The 26771-nt window shown below is 41.9% G+C and carries 24 protein-coding genes and 2 pseudogenes; 11 read left to right on the forward strand and 15 right to left on the reverse strand.

What is annotated here, in order from left to right:
* Positions 1–40: 40 nt before the first annotated feature.
* Together JEU79_RS02580 and JEU79_RS02585 are read right to left on the reverse strand one after the other, a co-directional pair.
* Positions 41–1393: a sigma-54-dependent transcriptional regulator gene (locus tag JEU79_RS02580; protein ID WP_198262836.1), complete on the reverse strand. Its 1353-nt coding sequence runs from the start codon at positions 1391–1393 to the stop codon at positions 41–43.
* Positions 1394–1621: 228 nt separating this feature from the next.
* Positions 1622–3625, reverse strand: a complete 2004-nt coding sequence (locus JEU79_RS02585; protein ID WP_198262837.1) for a sensor histidine kinase — start codon at positions 3623–3625, stop codon at positions 1622–1624.
* Between the two features lie 573 nt (positions 3626–4198).
* On the opposite strand from JEU79_RS02585, the gene lptM reads away from it, so the two are divergent.
* Genes lptM through JEU79_RS02600 form a run of 3 tightly spaced genes read left to right on the forward strand, consistent with a single transcriptional unit; the run spans position 4199 to position 6082 of the window.
* Positions 4199–4348, forward strand: coding sequence for an LPS translocon maturation chaperone LptM (gene lptM, locus JEU79_RS02590; RefSeq protein ID WP_198262838.1), 150 nt, complete (start codon positions 4199–4201; stop codon positions 4346–4348).
* A gap of 43 nt (positions 4349–4391) precedes the next feature.
* Positions 4392–5654 carry a diaminopimelate decarboxylase gene (lysA, locus tag JEU79_RS02595; RefSeq protein WP_198262839.1) on the forward strand — a complete coding sequence of 421 codons (1263 nt, stop codon included), beginning with the start codon at positions 4392–4394 and terminating at the stop codon, positions 5652–5654.
* Positions 5654–6082: a YchJ family protein gene (locus JEU79_RS02600; protein WP_198262840.1), complete on the forward strand. Its 429-nt coding sequence runs from the start codon at positions 5654–5656 to the stop codon at positions 6080–6082. Before lysA ends, JEU79_RS02600 begins: the two co-directional genes overlap by 1 nt.
* A gap of 167 nt (positions 6083–6249) precedes the next feature.
* On the opposite strand, the gene JEU79_RS27265 is transcribed toward JEU79_RS02600, so the two are convergent.
* Entirely contained in the window at positions 6250–6384 is a 135-nt protein-coding gene (locus JEU79_RS27265) for a hypothetical protein (protein WP_281400818.1), read from the reverse strand.
* Between the two features lie 107 nt (positions 6385–6491).
* Here JEU79_RS27265 and tnpA point away from each other — a divergent pair, with 107 nt between their 5' ends.
* The 3 genes and pseudogenes from tnpA to tnpC all read left to right on the forward strand — a co-directional run bounded on the left by tnpA (position 6492) and on the right by tnpC (position 8776).
* Positions 6492–6815 (forward strand): IS66 family insertion sequence element accessory protein TnpA, encoded by a 324-nt coding sequence (gene tnpA, locus JEU79_RS02605; protein ID WP_198262602.1) that lies wholly within the window; start codon positions 6492–6494, stop codon positions 6813–6815.
* A complete protein-coding gene (gene tnpB, locus JEU79_RS02610; RefSeq protein ID WP_198262841.1) occupies positions 6812–7168 on the forward strand; it encodes an IS66 family insertion sequence element accessory protein TnpB in 357 nt (118 codons plus the stop codon). Before tnpA ends, tnpB begins: the two co-directional genes overlap by 4 nt.
* A 74-nt stretch (positions 7169–7242) precedes the next feature.
* Positions 7243–8776: pseudogene (gene tnpC, locus JEU79_RS02615) on the forward strand (IS66 family transposase).
* Here the strand turns inward: tnpC and JEU79_RS02620 are convergent.
* The 5 genes from JEU79_RS02620 to urtA form a co-directional block, all read right to left on the reverse strand.
* Complete coding sequence (locus JEU79_RS02620; protein ID WP_198265826.1) at positions 8752–9351, reverse strand: ATP-binding cassette domain-containing protein; 600 nt, start codon at positions 9349–9351, stop codon at positions 8752–8754. The pseudogene tnpC and the gene JEU79_RS02620 overlap by 25 nt on opposite strands.
* Positions 9352–9353: 2 nt before the next feature.
* The gene (gene urtD / locus JEU79_RS02625; protein ID WP_198262842.1) at positions 9354–10208 is read right to left on the reverse strand and encodes an urea ABC transporter ATP-binding protein UrtD; all 855 of its coding nucleotides are present in this window, start codon (positions 10206–10208) and stop codon (positions 9354–9356) included.
* Positions 10205–11356, reverse strand: a complete 1152-nt coding sequence (urtC, locus tag JEU79_RS02630) for an urea ABC transporter permease subunit UrtC (RefSeq protein WP_198262843.1) — start codon at positions 11354–11356, stop codon at positions 10205–10207. The genes urtD and urtC overlap by 4 nt, the downstream gene beginning before the upstream one ends.
* A 1-nt stretch (position 11357) precedes the next feature.
* Positions 11358–13034, reverse strand: coding sequence for an urea ABC transporter permease subunit UrtB (gene urtB / locus JEU79_RS02635; RefSeq protein WP_198262844.1), 1677 nt, complete (start codon positions 13032–13034; stop codon positions 11358–11360).
* A gap of 104 nt (positions 13035–13138) precedes the next feature.
* Positions 13139–14356: an urea ABC transporter substrate-binding protein gene (gene urtA / locus JEU79_RS02640; RefSeq protein ID WP_246540490.1), complete on the reverse strand. Its 1218-nt coding sequence runs from the start codon at positions 14354–14356 to the stop codon at positions 13139–13141.
* Positions 14357–14598: 242 nt separating this feature from the next.
* Here urtA and JEU79_RS02645 point away from each other — a divergent pair, with 242 nt between their 5' ends.
* The gene (locus JEU79_RS02645; RefSeq protein ID WP_246540492.1) at positions 14599–16218 is read left to right on the forward strand and encodes a purine-cytosine permease family protein; all 1620 of its coding nucleotides are present in this window, start codon (positions 14599–14601) and stop codon (positions 16216–16218) included.
* Positions 16219–16506: 288 nt separating this feature from the next.
* Here the strand turns inward: JEU79_RS02645 and JEU79_RS02650 are convergent.
* Positions 16507–17670, reverse strand: a pseudogene (locus tag JEU79_RS02650) (IS3 family transposase).
* A gap of 36 nt (positions 17671–17706) precedes the next feature.
* Between JEU79_RS02650 and JEU79_RS02655 the strand changes: the two are divergent.
* Together JEU79_RS02655 and JEU79_RS02660 are read left to right on the forward strand one after the other, a co-directional pair.
* Positions 17707–19620 carry an ATP-binding response regulator gene (locus tag JEU79_RS02655; RefSeq protein ID WP_198262847.1) on the forward strand — a complete coding sequence of 638 codons (1914 nt, stop codon included), beginning with the start codon at positions 17707–17709 and terminating at the stop codon, positions 19618–19620.
* A 2-nt stretch (positions 19621–19622) separates the two neighbouring features.
* The gene (locus JEU79_RS02660) at positions 19623–20546 is read left to right on the forward strand and encodes a response regulator transcription factor (RefSeq protein ID WP_198262848.1); all 924 of its coding nucleotides are present in this window, start codon (positions 19623–19625) and stop codon (positions 20544–20546) included.
* 13 nt (positions 20547–20559) lie between these two features.
* On the opposite strand, the gene ureG is transcribed toward JEU79_RS02660, so the two are convergent.
* The 6 genes from ureG to ureA form a co-directional block, all read right to left on the reverse strand.
* Complete coding sequence (ureG, locus tag JEU79_RS02665) at positions 20560–21165, reverse strand: urease accessory protein UreG (protein WP_198262849.1); 606 nt, start codon at positions 21163–21165, stop codon at positions 20560–20562.
* A gap of 278 nt (positions 21166–21443) precedes the next feature.
* A complete protein-coding gene (locus tag JEU79_RS02670; protein ID WP_246539948.1) occupies positions 21444–22181 on the reverse strand; it encodes an urease accessory protein UreF in 738 nt (245 codons plus the stop codon).
* Positions 22182–22191: 10 nt separating this feature from the next.
* A complete protein-coding gene (ureE, locus tag JEU79_RS02675) occupies positions 22192–22638 on the reverse strand; it encodes an urease accessory protein UreE (RefSeq protein WP_198262850.1) in 447 nt (148 codons plus the stop codon).
* A 34-nt stretch (positions 22639–22672) separates the two neighbouring features.
* Positions 22673–24376 carry an urease subunit alpha gene (gene ureC / locus JEU79_RS02680; protein ID WP_198262851.1) on the reverse strand — a complete coding sequence of 568 codons (1704 nt, stop codon included), beginning with the start codon at positions 24374–24376 and terminating at the stop codon, positions 22673–22675.
* The gene (locus tag JEU79_RS02685) at positions 24373–24690 is read right to left on the reverse strand and encodes an urease subunit beta (protein WP_198262852.1); all 318 of its coding nucleotides are present in this window, start codon (positions 24688–24690) and stop codon (positions 24373–24375) included. The genes ureC and JEU79_RS02685 overlap by 4 nt, the downstream gene beginning before the upstream one ends.
* 21 nt (positions 24691–24711) lie before the next feature.
* The gene (gene ureA / locus JEU79_RS02690) at positions 24712–25014 is read right to left on the reverse strand and encodes an urease subunit gamma (RefSeq protein ID WP_198262853.1); all 303 of its coding nucleotides are present in this window, start codon (positions 25012–25014) and stop codon (positions 24712–24714) included.
* 411 nt (positions 25015–25425) lie between these two features.
* On the opposite strand from ureA, the gene JEU79_RS02695 reads away from it, so the two are divergent.
* Together JEU79_RS02695 and JEU79_RS02700 are read left to right on the forward strand one after the other, a co-directional pair.
* On the forward strand, positions 25426–25647 hold the full coding sequence (locus JEU79_RS02695) for a hypothetical protein (protein WP_198262854.1): 222 nt from the start codon (positions 25426–25428) through the stop codon (positions 25645–25647).
* Between the two features lie 31 nt (positions 25648–25678).
* Complete coding sequence (locus JEU79_RS02700) at positions 25679–26581, forward strand: IS1595 family transposase (RefSeq protein ID WP_198262855.1); 903 nt, start codon at positions 25679–25681, stop codon at positions 26579–26581.
* Positions 26582–26771: the final 190 nt, after the last annotated feature.

Below are 26771 nucleotides of genomic sequence, written 5' to 3' on the forward strand. Positions count from 1 at the left end.
AGTATATAACCATGTTACTTTACAATACGCTAACATTAGCCTAAACATTATACTCTTTCAATTTACGCCATAGAGTAGATTTGTTCACGCCCAAGATACTAGCTGTTTTTTCTCGATTATCATTATTTGCATCTAACAGCTTAAAAATATATCGCCGTTCTAGCTCGGCTAAAGTCGGTTGATCGCTATCAATCTGCTCACTGGTATCCTGCCCGGGCGCTTGTACTGAAACAGGAATTTCATCCAGATGCAAAAGTTCAGTATCAGACAATGCCACTGCCCGCTCAATAATATTACTCAACTCTCGCACATTGCCCGGCCATTGATAGGTTTTCAACAATTGTAAGGATTGTGCATCAAAACCCTCGATAGTGCGCTGGTATTTTTTCGCAAAACGCTTAAGCATCACGCTAGTCAATAAGGGAATGTCTTCCAGGCGAGTGCGTAAAGGCGGCACCTGAATATTTATCACATTGAGGCGGTGATATAAGTCATGACGAAACTTGCCTTCCTGCACCATTTTATCCATCGGCTGATTGGTCGCCACGACAAAGCGTACATCAATATCAATCGGCTCTAGCCCTCCGACTCGAATAATTTGCTGCTCCTGTACTACGCGCAATAATTTGGTCTGCATATTGTCAGAAATATTGCAGATTTCATCGAGAAAGAGTGTCCCGCCTGAAGCGGTTTCTAAGAGTCCTTTTTTTTGTTTGTTGGCGCCGGTAAAAGCACCTTTTTCATAACCGAACAATTCACTTTGTAGCAAACTATCGGTTAAGGCGCCACAGTCAATCACAATAAAGGGCTTCTCTGCTGACTGGCTTTGAAAATGAATGGCTCTGGCCACCAATTCTTTACCCGTGCCCGATTCACCTTCAATAATGACATTGCAACGAATGTCGGCAATTTTGTCGATGATGTCATACACTTTTTGCATATTGCCACCCGTGCCAATCATGCGATAGCGCTCATCCTGATCCTGCTGGGCTTTTAATCGCTCTTTCAAGCGTAAGTTTTCTGCCTTAAGAATGGATACATTTAAGGCTTTGCCTATGGTTATTTTCAGCTCTTCAATATCAAAGGGCTTTTTAACAAAATCGGTTGCCCCCAGACGTAAAACTTCAATCGCATTATCCACATTAGAATACGCAGTGATCACAATGACGGGAATGAGTTTATCCACAGCACGAATCTCTGCCAGCACTTGAGCCCCTGTCATATTAGGCATTTGCATATCGGTAATGACCAGATCAACCGGCTCTTTGGCAAAAAAAGTCATCGCCTCCAGTGGATCAACAAAGATATGACACTCGTAGGTATCATCAAGGTATCGCGCCATCAAGCGCCCGGCTTTTGGCTCATCATCAATAATAATCAGTTTTTGCTTCATACGTCTTTCGTTTTATTTAAGTCTGTTGATGCGTTTGAGGGTGCTATTGTAGATAATCCTAAAAAAATCAGTTGAATCTACTGCGACCGCCTTATGCACTGAATCTTAAGGATTTTCCAGAACATTTTGACTTCACCCGTAGGGTGACTACGAATAAAGCCAAAATAACCTGTAAAACCCTTAATCTTCAGCACCTAAGTCGCTCTCGCTACGATTCAACTGATTATTTTAGGATAATAATGGCAAACTAATCTTCACCATTACTCCACCACCCTCTGCATTTTCTATGTGTAATTGACCTTTATGGTTCTGCACGATACCCAAAGAGATCGACAAACCCAAGCCCGTTCCCTGCCCGACTTCTTTGGTCGTAAAAAAGGGGTCAAAAATTTGATCGAGAATGCCTGTATCGATTCCAGTGCCATAATCACGTACCGATATGATCATCGTTTCGTTATCCAGGCTTAAGGATAAATCAATTTGTTTCTGCTGTGAACGCTTATCCTCTGGCAAATCAGCACTGGCCTGTATGGCATTGAGCAAAATATTGACCAGTGCTTGCTGTAATTTACCCTGATCACCCAAAATCATGACTTTATCATGCGTCATAATGCCATCAATACCATTGAGTTCAACTTGTGCTCGCTTCGCTTCTTGCTTCACCAGACCTTCGAGGTTTTTCAATAGATCAATCAAACAAATGGGTTTGAACTCCTTGTCTGGAATCTGTCTGGAAAAGCTTAATACTCCCTGGACAATTTCAGATGCGCGCAAAACTTCTTCATCCAATGAGCGAATATCTTCCAACATGGTATTCAAAGCCTGAACGAAATTAGTTTCAATAGGGCTGTCTTTTTCTTCTGAGTGAGCAATATTTTTTTCCAGTTCACGATAAATAAGCCGTGATAAGGAACGAATATTATTCAGCGGATTGTTAATTTCATGACCGATGCCCGCCGCCATCTGCCCCAAACTAGCCAGTTTGGCATTTTGGATCATCATGGTTTCTGCCCGAATCCGCTCTTCTAGTGCCTGCTCTAACTTACCGGCCATATAATTAAATGACTCGGATGACTCCTGCATTTCATCAATATCACTGATAATCGGTACCGCTTTTTTACCATCAGCAAAGGTCTTTAAGTTTTCTGCCAGATGCATAATTGGCGTAGAAATCGCCCGTGAAGCAAAATGTGCCAGAAACAAACTACTAAATGCTGCCAGGCCTGCCAGAAACCAAATCCCCATACGAATACTTTCAAAGGGCGTACTAAAAGCGGCATCTTCCACTTCGTTTACTATCACCCAGGAGGTCAGCGAGTCGGGATAAGGGAAGTATTCAATATAGTAAAAATGTTTATCCCCCTTCATATTGGCCACCGAGCCATAGGCTTGATCCTGATACGCATCCCAGATAACGCCTTTATCCAGCGTTTGTAATTTTTCTACTGTGGACTTGAGGTGGGCGAAACGTAAAAAAGTATTATCATCATAGAGTATTTGCCCATTGCGAACGCTATTTTCTTCATCCACTTCAGCAATCATTAACTTGCCGTCATACAATCGGGCTGCTAATTCCAATACTTGATCAATATTCGCCCCTTTGATGGCTACCGCCAGATAGCCTACTCGCTGCCCCTCAAAACTTAGGGGCACAACCCCATCAGGGATCACTATGTTATTTTCCTGTCCCATTTCATCACGCGTCTGGGGCAGTTCAATAAAGCTCACTTGGCCATCAGGCAATTCAGATAAGAGCTTCACCTGCTCTGGTTGAATGATTTCCTTGTCCATAATGGCGTATGGCTCAAAGCCTTCATAACGGGTAATGCTCTCATTGCCTGCACGTATTTTTAGCACGGTATTACCCCGTACATCGAGGATTCTAAAAGTATCAAATAAAGAAATAACGGATTGATATTGCTGTAAGAATTCACTCAGAACAAAGAGTCGAACAGCATATTCTTCATGACGCTCATTTAAACGTGCCTGATTAAGTACCGGCATAAACTGCTTCATGGCCTGAGATTCGGGCAATTTGAGAATCAGTCGTTGATCGGTCTGCAAACTGCGGGTGATTTCAATGGCAATGTTTTCTAAACTGCGTTGAATATCTTCAGCAGCATCCAAATGGTAGATATTTTGCACATAATAGCTGGCAAACAAGCCCAGAGCCGTCGCCGGTAATAAAGTGGCCAATGTCACCCAACGAAAGATGTAGGATTTTAGTTTCACTCCCTATCCTTTTTATTTCTACAAAACAGTAACTTATTCAATAATTTTTCCATCATTTTATACATCGTTTTATGCATTGCTTACAAATTGACTTAAATTCATTACTTACATATTATCATGAAAATGCGCGGTTCTTATGACTATCCACCTAAGTCATTATCCTAACTTAATCAGTTGAATCGTAGCGAGAGCGACTTAGGTGCTGAAGATTAAGGGTTTTACAGGTTATTTTGGCTTTATTCGTAGTCACCCTACGGGTGAAGTCAAAATGTTCTGGAAAATCCTTAAGATTCAGTGCATAAGGCGGTCGCAGTAGATTCAACTGATTATTTTAGGATTATCCTAACTTAAAATTTGTGTATAATAGCGCTCTATACCCGTGATACTTGGAAATGCAGCGAGGCATTTTGACTAAGAGCCGATTGAGTGTATAAGTACTACATGATTGAGGCTTTTAGTTACATCTCTTAACAAAAAGAACGAAGCCTGCATTTCCAAGTATCATGGGTATAAATAAATGCTTAAGTTAGCTATCAACATTCAACAACCATCAACAACACAATAGGTGAAACTATGAAATGGTGTCGTGCAGAAATGGCACTTTATCTAATTATCGCTATATTAGGTATTGGCAGTATGATCACAGCCTGTGGACAAAAAGGCCCACTGTATAAGGCAGACAATAACACTTCTCTGGAACAAACCGGTGCAAGACATACTTAATTGTCTGCCATTGACGAGCAATCACTGAAAAACGAAGCATTTTATGGATTATTTTAACTATCAAGACGGCCAGCTCATGGCTGAAGATAATGTTGTGGCAAAACTGGCACAACATTATGGTACGCCACTTTATATTTATTCTCGTGCGACCTTCGAACGTCACTGGCATGCCTTTGATGAAGCTCTGGGGGATCAGCCGCACCTGATTTGCTATGCGGTTAAAGCAAACTCCAATTTAGGGGTGCTCAATATTCTTGCTCGCTTAGGCAGTGGTTTTGACATTGTTTCTCTGGGTGAATTAGAACGCGTGCTAGCCGCTGGCGGCTCACCGGATAAAATCGTTTTTTCCGGAGTCGGTAAACGCCCCGATGAAATAAAACGCGCTCTGGAAGTCGGTATCCACTGCTTTAATCTTGAATCAGAAGCAGAGATTGAGCGTGTTAATGCCGTGGCAGCAGAGATGCAAATGGTCGCTCCTGTTTCGGTGCGTGTTAACCCCGATGTTGATGCCAAAACCCATCCCTATATTTCCACTGGTCTAAAATCCAATAAATTTGGTATTGCCATTGAAGATGCCCGTGCTGTATATCAACGCATCAGCCAATTAGATAACCTGAAAATTGTTGGTGTGGATTGTCATATCGGCTCACAATTATTAGAAATTTCACCCTTTATCGATGCCCTGAAACGCGTCCTGGCACTGGTGGATAACCTGCGTAAAGACGGCATTAAATTACAGCACATTGATTTAGGTGGTGGCTTGGGCATTCCTTATAATGATGAACAGCCCCCTTCACCCGCAGAATATGCACAGGCAATTAAAGTGGTCATGGCTGGTCGCTTGCAGACCATTATTCTTGAACCTGGCCGTGCGATTGCAGGCAATGCAGGAATTTTAGTCACACGTGTTGAATTTCTTAAGCCAAGCAATGATAAAGACGGTAAAAATTTCGCGATTATCGATGCCGCCATGAATGACTTAATGCGCCCAGCACTGTATCAGTCCTGGCAGGGTATTATCCCCGTACTTGAAGGCGGCAATCCCGATGCCGACACGATGGTATATGATCTGGTAGGGCCGGTCTGTGAAACAGGTGACTTTTTAGGCAAAGATCGTGCCTTGGCTATCAAGGCTAATGATCTACTAGCAGTACGTTCTTCGGGTGCTTATGGTTTCTCAATGAGCTCAAACTATAATTCCCGTCCCCGTGCCGCTGAAGTCATTGTTGATGGAGCAGAACATTATCTGGTGCGTGAGCGCGAGTCTATTGTCTCATTGTTTAACTCTGAATCTGTTTTACCCTAGTGGCTCGTTTAGCAAACCCTTCATCCAATAAAGCAAACCTAGCGGACTGCCCCTGTCAGTCCGGCTTGCTGTTTCAAAACTGTTGTCAGCCCTTTCTCGACACCACAGCTGAGCACATCCCCGAATCAGCTGAACAGCTAATGCGTTCACGCTATTGTGCCTATGTGGTTCAGGATGAGAGCTATTTATTAAATACCTGGCACCCAAAAACACGTCCAGCAATACTTGATTTAGACACTTCTGTTGATAAATGGATCGGACTGAAAATTCTAGGTTCTGAATTAGGGCAAAAAGCCGATAACACAGGTACAGTGCATTTTATTGCTCGCTTTAAAAGCAATGGCAAGGCGCATAAACTGGAAGAGAATTCACAGTTTGAGAAAATTGACGGACGTTGGTTTTATCGACAAGCGATTATCCTAAAATAATCAGTTGAATCGTAGCGAGAGCGACTTAGGTGCTGAAGATTAAGGGTTTTACAGGTTATTTTGGCTTTATTCGTAGTCACCCTACGGGTGAAGTCAAAATGCTCTGGAAAATCCTTAAGATTCAGTGCATAAGGCAGTCACAGTAGGTTCAACTGATTTTTTTAGGATTATACTGTCAGATACTTTTTAACCAGTTCATCATCCAGAGTATCCATTACACCGGTGGCCACTTTTCTGCCTCTTTCCATAATGATAAAGTCTTTACCCACACGACGGGCAAATGGTAATTTTTGTTCCACCATAACGACGGTGATATTCGCTTCTTCGTAAACGTCAATTAAAACCCACGTTCACAATAAGCTTCAGTTAGCTCAAACTATGATCTTCAATTCGTAATTTGGAGATACAAATGAGCAACCATTCAAAAGATGCTTCGATGAAGCAACACATAGAGGCCTGCCAAGCCAGTAACTTAAGCCAGGCAGTTTATTGTCAACAACATAAGATACCCTCTCATATTTTTAGCTATTATCGAAAGAAGTTGGGTTATGTTAGCTCATCAAAACAGGTCAACACCAACAATCAACTCATTCCCATTAATTTACTGGCCAATTCCCCCACAAGCAATGCAATTAAAGTAAGCCATACCAATGGTTTCAGTTTGGAAATCAATTCTGATACGAACCTGAATCAGCTCAAGTCCATTCTGGATTTGCTCAGGACTGTTTCATGATAACGGGCATCACAGTCAATCAGGTTTATCTGGTTTCTGGTGTTACCGATATGAGAAAAGCAACCAATGGGCTATCACTGATTGTCTCAGAGCAATTGGAACACAATCCCTTTGATGGCAGTGTCTTTGTTTTTTGTAATCGTCAGCGAGATAAACTTAAAATACTGTACTGGGAGCGTAATGGTTTCTGGCTTTACTATCGTACACTTGAAAAAGGGAAATTCCAGTGGCCGATGGAAAAAGAACAACCCACTCTTTCGTTAACACTGAGAGAATTACAGTGGTTACTGGATGGTTTATCTTGCACACAACACCATGCTCACCCTGAAATTCATGGTCTGGAAAACAACTAAAAAAGTCCCTTTAGATGCGCATTAAACAGAATAAATACAAGCATTTAACGCTCATTTTTAGTATAATATAACGCATGAGTTCAACAGACAAAATACTACCAGAAGAGATACCAACGCTCAAAAACAGGGTGCTTGAACTCCAGTCAAAAGTGGACTGGTATGAGGAACAATTTCGTCTGTTGCAACACAAACGGTTTGGTACTTCCAGTGAAAAAAAAGAAGCCCACCCCGACTTCTTTAATGAGGCAGAAACGTTCGCCGAAGAAGCACCGGAAGTCCGTGAAACCATTACTTATGAGCGTAAAAAGCCCGGTCGTAAGCCTTTACCTAAAGACCTACCTCGTAAAGTTGTTCGTCATGAGTTATCTGAAGCAGAACAAGTCTGTGACTGCGGTCATCACTTGCATGAAATTGGTGAAGAGACCTCAGAGCAACTGGAAATTGTTCCTGCTCAGGTATATGTTGTAGAACATGTTCAGGTTAAATATGCCTGTCGTGCTTGTGAGGAAGGCGTTAAAACTGCTCCTAAGCCTGCACAGCCCATTCCTAGAAGTTTTGCATCACCCAGCCTGCTGGCCTATATCATTGTTTCTAAATTCCTAGACAGCTTGCCTCTCTATCGACAGGAAGCGATATTTAAACGCTATAAGATAACACTTTCCAGAGCCAGTATGTCCAACTGGGTGCTTAAATCAGCTGAATTACTCAAACCCTTTTATAATCGGTTGTTGTATTATCTCATTAGGCAGAAAATCATCCAGGCCGATGAAACAACGATGCGAGTGATCCATGATGGACGTGAGAATTGCCCTAAATCTTATATGTGGCTCTATCAAAGTGGCGGCTATCATTCCAAGTGTCCCATTGTTTTGTATGAGTATCAGCCTACTCGTGCAGGCCAACATGCCAAAACCTTTTTAACGGGGTTTTCAGGTTACCTGCAAACGGATGGCTTTCCCGGTTATCATATATTCGAAAATGAGAACAGTGAAGTCACTTTATTAGGCTGCATGGCACATGCTCGTCGCAAGTTCCATGATGCCTTAAAAGCATTACCCAAGAACAGTCAGAAAAAGCCTGGCATGGTACAAATGGCGATCAGTAAAATTGCTAAATTGTATGCGATTGAAAAACAAATCAAACCGCTCAATGCTGAACAACGTTACCTGATCCGTCAGGAAAAAAAGCAAACCACTACTGGATGACTTTAAAAAGTGGTGTGATGATAAAGTGACTAAAACAACAAAAGACAGTAAGTTGGGTGTCGCTATTCGTTATGTGATCAATCAATGGAAGTATCTGACTGTCTATCTTGAAGAGGGCAACCTCCAGATTGATAATAATATGGCAGAGCGGCGGATCAAACCCTTTGTGATTGGGCGCAAAAACTGGGTCATGAACCAAAATCCTCGTGGTGCTGAGGCCAGTGCTATTTTATATTCAATCGTGCAAACAGCGAAAGCAAACAACCTAGAGCCCTTTGCCTTTTTAACACACATTCTGACTGAGTTACCTAAGCTGGGCAGGCATTATGATGATGAGGCTTTAGAGCAATTGTTGCCATGGAATTTGACTGAAAAAATTCAGCCTTTAAATAAAGTGGAATGATACGTCAACGTGGGAAGTTTTGACGTATACGCTTCTTCATTGAGCTTGATGATAATATCACCAATTTCCTGAACCACATTGGGCTGAATGCCTTCCGTGGGTTCATCCAATAATAGAATTTTGGGCTCCAAAGCCAGCGCTCGACCAATAGCCAATTGCTGCTGTTGCCCACCCGACAAATCACCACCGCGACGTTTGATCATTTGTTTTAATACCGGAAATAATTCAAATATTTTTTCCGGTAGTTCTTTGCACTTGTCTTTACGTGCAATCAGCCCTGTTTGCAAATTTTCCAGCACCGTGAGCTGAGAAAATATTTCCCGTCCCTGTGGCACATAGCCGATCCCTGACTGGGCTCGAACAGAAGCACTTTTGTCTTGTAGTGACTGATCTTCAAAGGTGATCTGACCACTACGAATGGATAATAGACCCATAATTGATTTCAATAAAGTGGTTTTACCCACACCATTACGTCCCATCAGACAAACGCAACTGCCTTGTTTGATCTCAATATCTAAATCCCAGAGAATATGACTCTCACCATAGAATTGATTGAGTGATTGTGTACTGAGTATATTCATTCGCCCAGATAAACCTCGATTACTTTTTGATTGTTTTGTACTTCATCCATTGTGCCTTCAGCCAGCACACTGCCCTCATGTAATACGGTTACTTGATTCGCGATAGAGCGAACAAAGTCCATATCATGTTCTACGACGACAACAGAGTGCTTACCTGCCAAGGAGGTGAGTAGTTCCGCAGTGCGATCCATTTCCTGATGGGTCATGCCTGCAACCGGTTCATCCACCAGTAAAACTCTGGGATCCTGAATCAGCAGCATACCAATTTCCAACCATTGTTTCTGACCATGTGATAGCAAATTGGCTTTCGCATGATAGAGCTCCATTAAACCAATGGTCAGCATTACCTGTTCAATACGATCTTTTTGCTCTGAATTGAGGACGGTGAACAAGGTATGCCAGACCCCCTTATTGGTTTTCATTGCCAGCTCCAGATTTTCCCAGACTGAATATTCAGGAAAAATAGTGGGCTTTTGAAACTTTCGACCAATACCGGCCGTGGCAATATCATGCTCTGACATAGTGGTCAGATCTATGGTTTGGCCAAAATAAACCATACCGGTATCAGGTCGTGTTTTTCCCGTGATCACGTCCATCATAGTCGTTTTACCCGCACCATTGGGACCAATAATACAGCGTAACTCACCATCATCGATATACAATGATAATTTGTTCAGTGCTTGAAAGCCATCAAAGCTAACACTGACATCTTCAAGATAGAGTACGGTCTGATGACTGATATCCAGTTTAAATTCATTGCCAAAATCCGTTTCTTGCAGACTATGATCAAAGGTACGATCACGGCTAAAAACATCCTGAAGGGTGTGTTGCACCCAACTCAAAGCACTCATGCTGTTTTCTCCGCTAATTTCTTCTCTGCTACTGGATGTTCCGTGCTATCTGCCTGACTTTTAAAGCGTGCTAATAAGCCGACAATTCCTTTGGGAAGATAGAGCGTTGACACAATAAATAATGTACCCAGAGCAAAGAGCCAAAACTCAGGTAAAGCACCGGTAAAATAAGTTTTCGCATAGTTCACCAGCAAAGCGCCGATGACAGCACCAAACAAAGTGCCTCTACCACCAATGGCGACCCAAATAGCCAACTCAATGGAGTTAAGCGGGGAAAACTCACCGGGGTTAATAATGCCGACTTGAGGGACATATAAAGCACCTGCCACACCGGCCAGCATGGCAGAGAAGACAAAAATCCACAGTTTAAAGTTTTCGACTTTGTAACCAATAAAACGGGTTCTTAATTCGGCATCACGAATAGCGACGACTATTTTCCCTAATTTGGACTCAACGATAAACCGTGAGGCCATGTAGCCCATAGCCAATGCTAGGGCAGACAAACTAAAAATAACAATTCGAGTACCATCTGATTGCAGGCTAAAACCTAAAATATCTTTAAAGTCGGTCAGACCATTATTACCACCCAGACCCATTTCATTTCTAAAGAAAGCCAGCATCAGTGCATAGGTCATCGCCTGAGTCATAATGGATAAGTAGACACCCGTCACCCTGGAGCGAAAAGTCATCCAACCAAACACATAGGCAAGTAAACCCGGAATGAGAAAAATCATCAGCGCAGTAAAGGCAAATGAATCAAAGCCCTGCCAATACCAGGGCAGCTCCTGCCAATTCAGAAAGACCATAAAGTCAGGCAATTCAGGATTACCATAAACACCCCGATCACCAATCTGACGCATCAAATACATGCCCATGGCATAGCCACCCAAAGCAAAAAAGGCTGCATGTCCTAAACTTAAAATCCCGCAATAACCCCACACCAGATCAAGGGCAATCGCCAGTAATGCCAAGCACAGGTATTTGCCCAATAAGGTCACCATATACGTGGGGATATGAAATGAGGAAGACTCAGGCACTAAAAAGTTAAAAATAAACACCAGAGTCGTGAGGAAAACTAATACGGATAGTAGCCATTTGCCCCCCGTGTCTTTATGCATGAAGTGTGGGAAAAAACGATTAATAAACATTTTAATGGCCTCCTGAAGAACGGCCTTTCTGTGGAAAGAGTCCATTGGGTCGTTTTTGAATAAAGATGATCAGAAAGATTAATACAATAATTTTTGACATCACGGCACCCGCCCAGGGTTCTAGGAATTTATTAGTAATCCCCAGCGTCATTGCTGCCACTAAAGTCCCCCATAAATTTTCTACACCACCAAAGACCACAACCATGAATGAATCAATAATATACGCCTGTCCCAGATTGGGGCCAACATTCGTTAATTGACTCAGGGCAACGCCAGCAACACCGGCAACGCCTGAACCCAGACCAAAGGTGAGTGAATCAACCCACTGAGTTTTTATCCCCATTGCGGTTGCCATACTGCGATTTTGTGCCACCGCTCGCACTTGCAAACCCAAGGAGGTTTTTTTCAATATGAGTATTAACAGAGCAAAAACCATTAAGGCAAAAAAGAAAATATAAATACGATTATAAGTAATGGCAAAGGCTGGATTTATAATCAATGAACCACTTAACCATGAGGGTGTAATCACGGGGACGTTTTGTGCGGATATTAGAGTACGCACCATTTGTTGCAATAGCAAACTGATGCCAAACGTAGCCAATAAGGTTTCTAAAGGACGACCATAGAGATGCCGAATAACGCCCCGCTCTATGGCAATACCAAAGAGTCCTGACACCACAAATGCAGCAGGAATCGCAACGATAAGAGACAGGCCAATATCATTAGGCATCAATTGTTGCACCAGATAGGTAGTATAAGCACCCAGCATGATTAATTCACCATGCGCCATATTGATCACACCCATCACACCGAAGGTGATGGACAGTCCAATGGCTGCCAGTAATAATACCGAGCCAAGACTTAAGCCAAAAAATAAAGTCTCCAGATTACCAAACACCGACAACTTGGCATTGATTCTTTTTAAGCCTTTCTGAGCCGCAGCAATAATCGTCTTATCCTGCTCAATAAATTCGCCTTTGTCATCCTGTGCTAACACTGCATTTAGTTTCCCCTTAGCACTGGGATAAAGACTATTACCTAAGATTTTAATGGCAGCATGACGTAATTGACTATCCTTGCTGTCAACTTCGATAAGGGCAATGGCAAGCTTGAGTAAGTCTTTTTGTGCATCATCTGTTTCATTGCTTTGGGCGGTTTTAAGAACCGGTAATAAGCTTGCATCCTTGCCGGTTAATATTTCTTTTAAAGCAGACTTTCGAGTCTTAAGATCAGCATGAGTTATTTTTTTCTGGGCTAATAAAGTGCGGATGGTTTTACGGAGTTTATTATTGGTGCTAATTTTCTTTATGGTCTTTTTTTCCACAAGTCCTATACTGCTATTATCCAAGGCATTGAAGATTTCATATTGTGCCTCTTTTTTCTGAATAATCACCACCGACTTATCGGCTTTTTGATAGTACAATTTTGACTTCAACAAAGCTTCCAGAAGAACCATGCTTTGTGGATCATCAATATTTGCTAATTGTTTGACAGCAATTATTTTTTTCTTAAAGCTTTTAACTTGCAACGGGGGAATTAATTTTTCCAGTTGAGCATGAGCTGATATTTTCTCCTCCGCTGAATCCGTATTGGCATAGAGATTGGCAACAGAAAGCAGACAAAGCACTAAGGCTGTCACTAATCTATTGAAATTAACTTTTTGCGGGATGAGTTTCATTTTATATTTATTAATCGTAATGGTTAATTTGAGGGTAGAAAAGCAATAAACGATTACCGAGGCTAGAGATACCAAGCCAGGGTAATCGTTACTTAAGGTGTTATTTATTTAGCCAGACACTTTTTCGCTTTAGTATCATAGTTGCCACATTTGATAGGAGCAGTCCAATCAGAAATCAGATTCTTACTACTGGGCAAGAAGTCAGACCATGCATCACCTGCGACAGTGCCTTCTGTTGACCAAACCGTTTCAATCTGACCATCATCTTGAATTTCACCGATTAAAACAGGCTTGGATAAGTGATGGTTCTTATTCATGACGGCGATACCACCGGTCAGATTAGGTACTTCAAGGCCAATCATCGCTTGTTCAACGTCATCCGTTGCGACTGATTTTGCTTTCTCAACGGCTTTAACCCACATTTCAAAACCAATATAAGTTGCTTCCATTGGATCATTGGTCACTCGCTTGTCACTCTTGATAAATGTCTGCCACTTTTTAATAAAGGCTTCATTTTCTTTGCTTTCAACACTCATAAAATAGTTCCAAGCAGCAAGATGACCGACTAGAGGCTTGGTATCAATACCTGAAAGTTCTTCTTCACCCACTGAGAAAGCCACTACTGGAATATCTTCTGAGGAGATGTTTTGATTACCGAGTTCTTTATAGAAAGGTACGTTAGCATCACCATTGATGGTTGATACGACAGCAGTTTTCTTACCTTGTGAGCCAAACTTCTTAATGTCAGACACGATGCTCTGCCAATCAGAGTGACCAAAAGGTGTGTAGTTAATCATAATATCTGCTTTCTTAACGCCTTTTGACAATAAGTAAGCTTCAAGGATTTTATTGGTTGTACGAGGATAAACATAATCCGTACCTGCCAGAACCCAGCGCTTGACGTCCAGTTCATTCATTAAATAATCAACCGCAGGAATCGCCTGCTGATTAGGTGCAGCGCCCGTATAGAAAACATTCTTTGATGATTCTTCACCTTCATACTGAACCGGGTAAAATAATAAGCCATTTAGCTCTTCAATAACCGGTAAAACAGATTTACGTGATACTGAAGTCCAGCAACCAAAAATAACGTCAACCTTATCTTTTTCAATCAATTCGCGGGTTTTTTCAGCAAAAAGAGGCCAGTTCGATGCAGGATCAACCACTACGGCTTCCAATTTTTTTCCTAATAGACCGCCTTTTTTATTTTGTTCATCAATCATCATCAAAACTGTGTCTTTCAATGTGGTTTCACTGATGGCCATAGTGCCTGATAGTGAGTGTAGAACACCGACTTTAATCGTATCAGCCGCCCATGACATTGTCGCACCGGCGAAGGTTGAAGCAGTGACGACCGTCGCCAATGCAAGATTTCTCAGAGATTTTGTTAACATGTTATAATTTCCTGTCGATTTTTAGTAATGATCCGATTTATTACTTTTGTCCACTTGAGTTTAAATCGAATAAGCCTACGATGACATTCGATAACTGGCGCATAGATATACGTTAAATGACGTATTTTTATTTTAATTAATTGAAATTTATATAAAAAATATGATAACTAATTACCATGAATAAGGATGTTCTGCCCAATCGGCGTAAATATAATCAATGGGTTGCCAATGAAACACTGGAAGATTATGCCTTACGTTATACCGCCAAGAAATCCCGCCTCTGGTCTGCCGCCTGGGTGGCAAATACCGCCTTGGGAGTGGTTTCTTTTCTCGCTTTAGAAGCGATTGGCGGTGCGATCACCTTAGATTATGGCTTTACCAATGCCATGTGGGCAATTTTGGTAGTTGGGATCATTATTTTTCTGTCTGGCCTGCCCTTATCATTTTATGCGGCACGAGATGGTGTGGACATTGATCTGCTAACCCGTGGTGCGGGCTTTGGTTATATCGGCTCAACCATATCATCATTGGTCTATGCCTCTTTTACCTTTATCTTTTTTGCCTTGGAAGCCGCCATTATGTCAATGGCATTGAATATGATTCTGGGAATTCCATTGTCCATTGCTTATGTGATCAGCGCATTGGTAATTATCCCTCTGGTCACTCACGGCATCAGTCGAATTTCTTTATTTCAGGCCTGGACTCAGCCTTTGTGGCTGGTTTTGCAAGTGTTGCCCTTGGTATTTATTGGCATCCATGAAGCCGGAGCCTTTGAGCAATGGCTGAATTTTTCTGGCACCAGTAATTTGAATACCACCATCACCGGCCAAGAAAATAACAGCTTTAATTTATTGCTTTTTGGTGCCGCAGCGGCCGTTATTTTTCCCTTGATTGCACAAAATGGCGAGCAGGCAGATTTTTTACGTTTTTTACCTGAAAAAACCAATAAGAATCGAGTCCAATGGTGGTTGGCAGTCGTTGGCGCAGGTCCCGGCTGGGTGGTATTCGGTGTCATTAAATTATTTATTGGCTCGTTTTTGGCAGTGTTGGCGCTTCAACATGGCATTTCACCATCACTGGCCAGTGATCCTGCTCACATGTATGCAATGGCTTTTTCTTATATCACCGCTAATCCTGATATCGCTTTGTGGCTAACCGGCATCTTCGTAGTTATTTCGCAATTAAAAATCAATGTCACCAATGCCTATGCAGGCTCAATTGCCTGGGGTAACTTTTTTTCCCGTGTCACCCATAGTCATCCGGGCAGAGTCGTCTGGTTATTTTTCAATGTTGCCATCGCCTTAATGCTAATGGAGTTAGGTTTATATCAAGCATTTGAAAGTATTTTAATCACCTACGCCTGTCTAGTCGTGGCCTGGGTTGGCTCTGTCGTGGCAGATCTTGTGATCAATAAACCTCTGGGACTGAGTCCTGCTCACATTGAATTCAGGCGCGGCCACCTTTATGATATCAATCCAGTCGGTGTGCTGTCCATGTTGATTGCCTCGGTCGTGGGGATTATTGCAAACTGGGGACTATTGGGCGAAACTGCAAAAGCGCTGGCCGCTTTTATGTCCTTATTAATTCCCTTTGTTACCGTACCTCTCATTGCCTGGCTGACACAGGGCAAGTATTACCTTTGCCGCCACGATGTACCGGAAAAAAACACCGCAAGCTCAGCACAACCAGAAGAACCAGCACAGTACGCCTGCCAGATTTGTGAAAATGATTTTGATCAGGAAGATATTCTACATTGCCCCAGTTATGAAGGGACAGTTTGTTCATTATGATGTGTCAACACTTTTCCGGACAGTTTTCTAAATATTTTTTTGGCTGTTTCAAGTGATTTTTGTCATTTTGTATTTCCTATCATTTTAGTTTCTCATGTTAACTTTAAACAGATGAAGAGAAAGGGCTTTGCCCTCTGGAACGATAGAGCCGTTCCATTCACCCAAGGTGTTTTCACAACGGTAATGATCCTGTTACAATATCTTCACGGCACAGGCTGAGGAGCCGATGGCCGTCAACGGTAATGGGCGGCATTTATGTCGCCTTTTACCCCTCTTCAATCAATCGATTTAAGCTATTTCCTGCTGCTGTATTTCATAATCGACTGGTGACAAATAATCATTAGCCGAATGAAGTCGCTCCCGATTATAAAATACCTCAATATATTCAAATATTGCCTGCTTTGCTTCTACTCTGGTTTTGAATCGACAATGGTGCGTCAATTCAGTTTTCAAACTATGAAAGAAGCTCTCTGATACAGCATTGTCCCAGCAATTTCCTTTGCGGCTCATAGACTGAATTATGTTATGATCCGACAATATTTTTCTATGACTATCAGAGGCATATTGGCTACCTCGGTCAGTATGCCAAAGCAATCCATCCATTGGTTTACGCTTCCATATGGCCATCAGTAAAGCATCATTGACTAGCTTGGCTTTCATTCGCTCATCCATCGACCAGCCAACAATTTGCCTAGAGAATAAGTCAATGACAACCGCTAAATATAACCAGCCTTCCTTGGTGGCAATATAGGTAATATCACCCACATAGTAGCGATCAGGTTGAGAGACAGTAAACTCTCTTTCCAGTAAATTTGGAGATATACGCTTATTATGCTTGGAATTAGTCGTCGCTTTAAAGCGTCTCTTCGTTTTACAAAACAAACCGGCTTTTTTCATTAATCGACCAATTCTCCGGCGGCTTATATGAACGCCTTTTTCAGCCAGTTTTCTTTTAAGACGACGGGTTCCATAAGTCTTGCGACTGTCTTCAAACAGTTTTTTAGCTGCTCAGTAAGCGCTTCATTTTCTTTCTCTCTATCCGTTTTAGGAGAGCTAACCCAATCATAATAGCAACTACGGGAAACATCCATAAAACGGCACAGAATCGTTACCGGGTAATCTTTAGCCTGATCAGTTATCCATGCGTACTTCACAAAGTTTCCCTTGCAAAGTACGCTGTGGCCTTTTTAATAAATCACGCTCCTGAATCACTTTTGCCAATTCTTTTTTCAGACGTTTTACTTCATCATAAATGTGTTCATCACTTCTATTGGCTACCGTCTTCACCGGTTTGGAATATTTACTGATCCAGGTATGTAGAGTATTTACATTAACACCTAGCTCCCTGGCAGTCTGAGAAACGGGTTGATCCGTCTCATTAGCTAATTTGACAGCTGATTCTTTAAATTCTGATGTATAGCTTTTGTTCGGTTTTTTTGTTTGATCATTCATTTTAGGTCACACTTTTTATCTTTTAGTTATTTTAAGTTGTGTGTCCGGTTAAGTATAGCCACATTATTATGTTGTGCCTTAGATGCCCGTTGCGGTGATCAATGCCGTCCTGACGCACACATTGTTGCACAAACCTCAGCAATTTTTAAACGTATTCTACCGAATTTTATTTATCAATCATTGCATTCTATGGTGGGGCATTTTCTGGCGATTTTCATCATTACTTCGGGCATCATTGCCAGCTTATTTGTCGTGGTGTATTACGCACAGAAAGATAAGAGTCATGTCGATTTGATTTTTATCAGTGCGACAATGTGGCAGATTTATTTTTTATTATTGATCGTCACCGGTATTTTAATCTGGCTCTATGTGCTGGCTCAAAATACTATGCGCCTAGCATTAAAAGAGACCCATCTACAAACGGAACGCCTCACTCATGAAGTTGAAGCTCATGAGGAAACAGCCATTCAATTAGCCAAGGCAAGGGATACTGCCAATATTGCTAATCGAGCAAAATCTCGCTATTTATCCGGTGTCAGTCATGAATTGAGAACCCCCTTAAATACCATTTTTGGCTATGCACAATTAATGGAAGGCAATGCCAATACCGACGCTAAAAGCAAAAAAATTGCCACCGTCATTAAGCGCAGTAGTGAACACTTATCCGATGTCATAGAAGGCTTGCTGGAAATTTCTAAAATTGAAGCACGTAAACTGGACTTACACCGTGACAAGGTTGATCTAAATGCCCTCCTCCATCAACTCGAAGCCATGTTTCAGGCACAAGCACTGGCCAAAAACATTGAATTTAAGGTTGTCTTTCAAAATAAAATGCCCTATTTTGTTTCTGTTGATGAAAAACGTCTACGGCAGATCCTGCTTAACCTATTATCCAATGCCATCAAGTTTACTCATCAGGGTAAAGTGGAATTACTCATCCAATACCGAAACCAGGTTGCCTGTTTTGTGATCAAAGATACTGGAATCGGCATTGCGGAAACCGATCAGGAAAGAATTTTTGAACCCTTTGAACGCGTTCATGAGACACAAACAGATGCTCCGCAACAACAAGTCTCAGGCACTGGCCTAGGCTTGTCGATTAGTCGCCTGATGATCGAAATGATGGGCGGTAATTTGACCCTGAATAGTCAATTAGGCATCGGAACAGAATTCACTCTGAAGCTTTTTTTACCCAGTGTATCTTTGTCCCGCACAGAAGAAGAAAATCGCTCAAATCAGAGTGCGGCTAATATTAATGGCTATACTGGCAAGACTAAACACCTTATGGTGGTTGATGATAATCCCAATCATCGCAACCTGATGAATGATTTCCTACAACCATTGGGATTTATCGTACACCTAGCTGAGTCAGCAGAGCAGGCTCTGGAATTGCTACCTCAACTATCCATTGATTTATTTTTACTGGATATCTCTATGCCGGGCATGGACGGTTGGCAGTTGGTGGAACAATTACATCAGCAAGGCAACGATAAACCAATCATTATCATTTCTGCCGACCCTTATACAAAAACTCAAATACAGCTGCATAAAGCTGACATTGATGCCTATATCACCAAGCCAGTAGCCTTTGAAAAATTATTGCACCAATTGCAGATTAGCCTTGAAGTGCAATGGCAAATGGCAGAAACCGCAATAGCTGAATCAACATCCTCTGGCAAACCATCTGAATTGACTCAAGTTACACCTGCCGAAAAAACACTCTCTCATGAGCCGGATCAAAAAGTACTGGCTTCTTTAAAGAAATATGCTCAAATAGGTTATTTGAATGGTGTTTTAGAGAGTATTGAACAATTGGCAATAGATAATACCGAAACAAAATGGCTCAAAACACTGAAAATTTTATCGGAACAGTGCAACCTCAATGAAATTGTTCGTCTTATTGATGAACATAGCCTGATAGCCCCCGAACAGCAGGAGAAAAAAGTTTGAAAATGCAGTTTAAGGACAAGCTCACGGTATTAGTAGTTGATGACTCACCCGAATCATTAAGCATGATCAATATGGCATTGGATGATGCAGGCATCGCTGTTTTAGTTGCCTTAAATGGTCAACAGGCCATCAACGTCTTAGAGCATGTGACACCGGACATCGTCTTATTAGATGCCGTCATGCCAGTCATGGATGGCTTTCAATGTGCCCGTGAAGTACGTAAGAAACTACCTCTGACACCGATTATTTTTATGACCGGACTCAGTGAAGTGGAACACATTGTTAAAGCTTTTGACGCTGGGGCAAATGACTATATCGTTAAACCCATTCGCCCGGAAGAAATGTTGGTTCGGATCCGCCAACATAGCAATAACACCCGAAAATTACTCGAAGCACAAAAAACCCTTGATGCAATGCGCCAACATGTCTTTTGCATTAATAAAAGCGGTCGGCTGATATGGGCAACACCGGAAGCTCAGGTGTTGTTGAATCAATATTCAGAGCAGCAGGGACAAGCTGATATTAATATAGAAGAACGCCTTAGCCGCTGGCTATCCTCCGGTGCTCAGGATGGACATGATCTGGTATTACCCTTGCAGAATAGCCTGATGTTAACGGTTTATTATTTTAAACAAACCGAAGAAGATGAATATTTATTAAAAATCCAATCACCGGATGTCGCTGTCGATCCCTCCGTATTGGAAGAAAGTCTTAAAATCACCTATCGAGAAGCCGAAGTCTTACTCTGGCTGGCACATGGTAAAACCAATCGGGAAATTGCTGAAATTCTCAAAATGAGCCCCCGAACCGTGAACAAACATCTGGAGCAAATGTACCCTAAAATTGGTGCTAACAATCGTACCACAGCGGCATCCATTGCCATTCAGAAGATTTTAGGGGGACGAATTGGTATGCCCGGAAAATAAAATAAATTGCAGCTTATAACATACCATGTTCAACAATAAATTTAATAATCGCTTGCAGTCCGACTTCTTTTTTCATCTTGGCAAAAATGAAAGGACGTTCACCACGCATTTTTTTTGCATCACGTTCCATCACTTCAAGTGAAGCACCCACATAAGGCGCGAGATCAATTTTATTAATCACCAGTAAGTCTGACTTAGTAATACCTGGGCCACCTTTTCTGGGAATCTTATCACCCGCAGCCACATCAATAACATAAATCGTTAAATCAGAAAGCTCCGGGCTAAAGGTAGCACTTAAATTGTCTCCACCACTTTCAATAAAAACCATATCCAGGCCTTCAAAACGTGCTTGCAAATCACTCACTGCCGTTAGGTTCATCGAAGCATCTTCGCGGATGGCAGTATGAGGACAACCGCCCGTTTCTACACCCAAAATACGTTCTTCTTCAAGTGCGCCATTGCGAATAAGAAACTCCGCATCTTCACGGGTATAAATATCATTTGTTACCACAGCAATATTATATTGATCCTTCATATTGCTACATAGTGCTTGCAAGAGTGCTGTTTTACCTGAGCCGACTGGGCCACCGACACCGACTCTTAAAATCTGATCAGACATTTGTTTTTCCTTTATGTTTTTACTCTATGTTTCAATAAATAGTAATTGTTCAGTGTCATTCCCATACCCGATTAAAGCGTTATATAATCCTAAAAAAATCAGTTGAACCTACTGTGACCGCCTTATGCACTGAATCTTAAGGATTTTCCAGAACATTTTGACTTCACCCGTAGGGTGACTACGAATAAAACCAAAATAACCTGTAAAACCCTTAATCTTCAGCGCCTAAGTCGCTCTCGCTACGATTCAACTGATTATTTTAGGATAATCCTAAAAAATCAAGAACGAAATAAGCGTGAATATTGCACTTCATGTTGTGCACAAGCAATACTAAAACCCGGTGCTAACGTACCAATTTCTTCATCACAAAGTGACATTGCATTTACGACACTATCATTAATTTTTGCTATCAACCCACTGAGAATTCGTTGCCCGGCAGTTTGTCCTAACGGAATAAGTTTGATGCTGGCGGCCACCTGATTTTCACACCATGACCAAAGAAAACCACGAATAGCTTCTGGTAATGGAATACGCCAAACAACACAGGCCAGAGAAAAAACCAGCGCATAGGTCGGTGTTTCAAGCTGCCCGATAAGCGTTCGATATTGTTCAATATTCGCTTGCTCAGCATTAGAGGTAGGCAATATATCATTGAGTAAACGCCACAATGCCCGTCCCATTTGCTGGTCTTCAAGATATAACTCACTAGACTCACGACTGGCCAGTAAAAATTGATTCCATTGTTCCAGCTTCTGAAAATCTTGTGCCTGCCACGCCTGATACAGTCGAACTAATACCGGTGCATCCAAGGTCGCAAGCGAGTCACTTAAAATACCCTGAATCCATTTATTTGCTTCTGCTTCATTACTAACCCAAGCTTTTTCAATAGCGGTCTCTAAACCCTGAGAATAAGCATAAGCACCAATTGGCAATGAGGGGCTAATAAGTTGCCAAAGACGTACCAGAGCATAAGGATCAACGGCTTCCTGTTCTGACATTGTTAATGATATTGGCATTGATGCGGCTTTAGTCATGTGAGTGGCTGTGAGAATGGCCACCATAAGCACCACTTTCAGGCTCAAAAGGAGCTTGAGCTGTGCTCACATTCAGGCCTAATTGTTTGAGCATGTCATCAAGCACATGGTCATGCAGATACGATAATGAGTTACTGGATATTTGCAAGGGGACATGACGATTACCCAAATGATAACAGGCTCTTGCCAGCAGCAAGGCATTGTCACATTGCACCAGTGACACAGTTTCATTGTCTGCCTGAATTTGGATAATTGAGCCATCTTCAGCCTGAAGGCAATCCCCTCCGCGTAACACCTCTCCGCGTTGAAGAAATAGTCCCGCCTGACGACCATCATCCAAAGTCACTTTCAAGCGACTTTTTTGGCGCAATTCAAAGGGCAATTTAAGATTTGCCGTGGCAGCTTTGGGTTCTGCTAATTTTTCGGTGATCTTTAACATAAAATAAATACAGTTCTGCTATTATAAATGTGGTTTAAAATAAAAAGTAACGTTGTGCTAGCGGTAATTCAGTGGCCGCTTCACAAACTAATAAGCGACCATCAGCACGCACTTCATAGGTTTGTGCATCCACTTCAATATTGGGCAGATAATTATTATGAATTAAATCTGCCTTGCTGATTTCACGGGTATTTTTTACCGCCACCAGACGCTTTTTCAGTCCGATGGCTGAAGCAATATTATTATCCATTGCCGCCTGAGAAACAAAAGTGACACTGGTACTTTCACGGGTCGCTCCATAAGCACCAAACATCGGGCGATAATGAACTGGTTGCGGTGTGGGGATCGACGCATTGGGGTCTCCCATAGGTGCTGCGGCAATGAATCCACCCTTAATAATCAAAGCCGGTTTGGCGCCAAAAAAAGCCGGTTTCCATAACACTAAATCCGCTAGTTTGCCAACTTCGATACTACCCACTTCATGTGCAATACCATGAGTAATCGCAGGATTGATGGTGTACTTGGCAATATAACGCTTGATGCGCTGATTATCATTACGTTCAGAATCACCTTCCAGAGGGCCAAACTGAACTTTCATTTTATGGGCTGTTTGCCAAGTACGGGTAATCACCTCACCCACTCGACCCATTGCCTGAGAGTCAGAAGCTATCATGCTGAACGCCCCTAAATCATGAAGAATATCTTCGGCAGCAATCGTTTCTCTGCGAATTCGAGATTCCGCAAAGGCGACATCTTCGGCAATACTGGCATCCAGATGATGACACACCATGAGCATATCAAGGTGTTCATCAATGGTATTGACGGTAAAGGGTCGGGTTGGATTAGTGCTGGAAGGCAAGATATTGGCTTCACCACAAAGCTTGATAATATCCGGCGCATGTCCACCACCTGCCCCCTCGGTATGATAGGTATGAATGGCTCGATGTTTAAAAGCAGCTAAGGTATCTTCCACAAAACCGGATTCATTGAGGGTATCGGTATGAATCGCCACTTGGATATCCATTTCATCAGCAACGGACAAGCAGGTATCAATAGAGGCCGGCGTTGTACCCCAGTCTTCATGAAGTTTTAAACCCATTGCCCCTGCAGCCACTTGTTCGCGCAAGGGCTCTTTCTGACTGGCATTGCCCTTGCCCATAAAGCCAAGGTTCATGGGAAATTGATCCGCAGCCTCCAACATACGATGTAGATTCCAGACACCCGGGGTGCAAGTCGTGGCATTAGTCCCTGTGGCAGGGCCGGTGCCGCCACCAAACATGGTGGTAACTCCTGACATGAGTGCTTCTTCTATTTGTTGCGGACAGATGAAATGAATATGCGAATCAATACCACCTGCGGTAATTATTTGACCTTCACCGGCAATGACTTCTGTTCCAGGGCCCACAATGATAGTAACACTCGGTTGAATATCCGGATTACCTGCCTTGCCTATGCCTGCAATGCGACCATTTTTAATCCCAATATCGGCTTTAACGATGCCCCAATGATCCACAATCAGGGCATTGGTAATCACGACATCCACAACATCTGCACCACAGGACTGACTTTGCCCCATGCCATCTCGAATGACTTTACCACCACCAAATTTGACTTCATCGCCATAAATGGTGTGATCGGCCTCGACTTCTAATAGCAGTTCCGTATCCCCCAGACGAACCCGATCACCGGTTGTGGGGCCATACATTTCAGCATAGGCTCTTTTGGAAATTTTACTCATGCCTGTTTCTCCAGTTGTCCCATCACCAGACCATTAAAGCCATAAATTTTTCTCAAGCCCGAGTATTCTACTAATTCAACTTCACGTTCTTGACCCGGCTCAAAACGAATTGCAGTACCTGCGGCAATATTAAGACGAAAACCTTTACTGGCTTCACGAGCAAAAGACAGTGCGGGATTAGTTTCATAAAAGTGATAATGCGAGCCCACTTGAATCGGTCGATCACCGGTATTGGCCACGGTCACGGATAGGGTTTTCATGCCGACATTGAGTTCAATGTCACCTTCATCAATAAAATATTCACCGGGTATCATGAGGATCTCCTACAGCAAGAATTAGGTAATGGGATTATGTACGGTTACTAATTTAGTACCATCAGGGAAAGTGGCTTCGACTTGGACATCATGTATCATCTCTGCAATACCGTCCATTACATCATCAAGCGATAATAAAGTCGTGCCATAAGACATCAATTCAGCAACGCTTCTACCATCACGAGCCCCTTCCATAATGGCCGCTGAAATATAGGCAACCGCCTCAGGGTGATTGAGTTTTAAGCCTCGCTCCTTACGCCTTTCTGCTAGCAGACCTGCTGTAAAAATCAGCAATTTATCTTTTTCTCTTGGGGTAAGCTGCATTGAATTCTCCGCTTTAATGAGTATGAAACGATGATATGGTAAAACTAAAACTTAATCTATACGGTAATTAACCTATTTCCTAAGATTCCTATCATCATGTGAGCATAATTTGGCTGAAATTACCCAATTATACGAACAAGCTAGCCTTATATTATCCAATTTATGGCTCTATAAAACTTTAAATTATCTCTTTTGTTCAGGCTGTAATAGCATGGACTCACTCGCATTGGACAAAACTGCCTTTAGACAAAATTCCACTATTGTGGTATTATATGCCGCTAAATTACTCGTCAGCAAATCCTTTGAGGTTATTTAATAATGTTCTATAAAGTCTTTCCAACCGCGCTTATTTTCAGTTTTCTATTCAGCAATACTTACGCCTTTCAATTCCCACTAGAAATGATTGACTACATGGATAATTCAACCATTATTATTTATGCTAAAAAAGATGATATTAATAAAACATCTACCTGGATTCCCGGTGAAGGCAAAGTGCCTTTGGGCATTAACGAGCTTGTTTCCACGGTAAACGCTTGGTTAAAAACTCAGTCTGAGATGGCCTCTTTAAAAATTAACTTGATTACCCACAAAGCTCCGCCATATTTCGATAACTATACTATAATTATACTATAATTAAAGTATAGATTATGTGTGGAGTAGAATGATGTCAAAAAATAAAATTCAGTTTCAAGAAGGTTATAGTTTATTTGAGCTTTTTAATGATTATGGCACTGACAAACAGTGCCGACAAGCCTTATTTAAATGGAAATTTCCTGATGGATTTGTTTGCCCAGAGTGTGGCAATAAGACTTATTGCACTCTAGAACATCGCCATCTTTATCAGTGCCACCATTGTCATCATCAGACATCAGCAACCTGTGGGACAATATTTGATAGTACCAAACTGCCTTTATCTAAGTGGTTTTTAGCGATTCATCTTATGACTCAATTGAAGACAGCGGTTTCAGCATTAGAATTAAAGAGACAGCTTAAGGTAAGCTACAATACAGCCTGGAGTATGAAACAAAAGATCATGCAGGTTATGAAAGAACGTGATGACAGTAAACCTTTATCAGGCATCATTCAAATTGATGATGCCTACTGGGGTGGTGAGCACAGAGGCGGCTCCAGAGGTCGTGGTTCAGAAAATAAAACACCGTTCGTTGCAGCCGTTTCTACTAATGAAGATGGACACCCGATTGCAATGAATTTAAATGTGCTTAAAGGGTTTAAATCCAGTGAAATAAAACGATGGGCACAAACTCATTTAACACCTGGAAGTACTGTTTACTCAGATGGGTTAAATTGTTTTCCTGCGGTTAAAGAAGCTGACTGTAAGCATGTTCCAATCGTCACGGGTGGTGGTGCGGCAAGTGTTGATAAAATTGAGTTTATCTGGGTTAACACTATGATAGGTAATATTAAAAACTCTATGAAGGGAAGCTATCATTCCATTAACTCAAAACATTTACCTCGGTATCTTGCTGAATTTTGTTATCGGTTTAATAGACGCTTTAACTTAAAAGACATGATGCCAAGGTTTTTTATGGGTAATCAAGAAAATTAATGAAATCGAATTAAAAAAAGTAACGAAGCATGAAAAAGATAATTACTGGTATTATCTGGTGCAATTAAAAAACAAAAAGGATATTAAATACTTGGCAATTCTAATGAATGGCCAGATTCTTCCGGCGATTAAAGAACCTCAATCCTACAAATAATGAATCCTATATTTGTAACAATAAAAAAAGGGGTGC

The sequence above is a fragment of the sulfur-oxidizing endosymbiont of Gigantopelta aegis genome, from assembly GCF_016097415.1.
GTDB lineage: Bacteria > Pseudomonadota > Gammaproteobacteria > GRL18 > GRL18 > GRL18.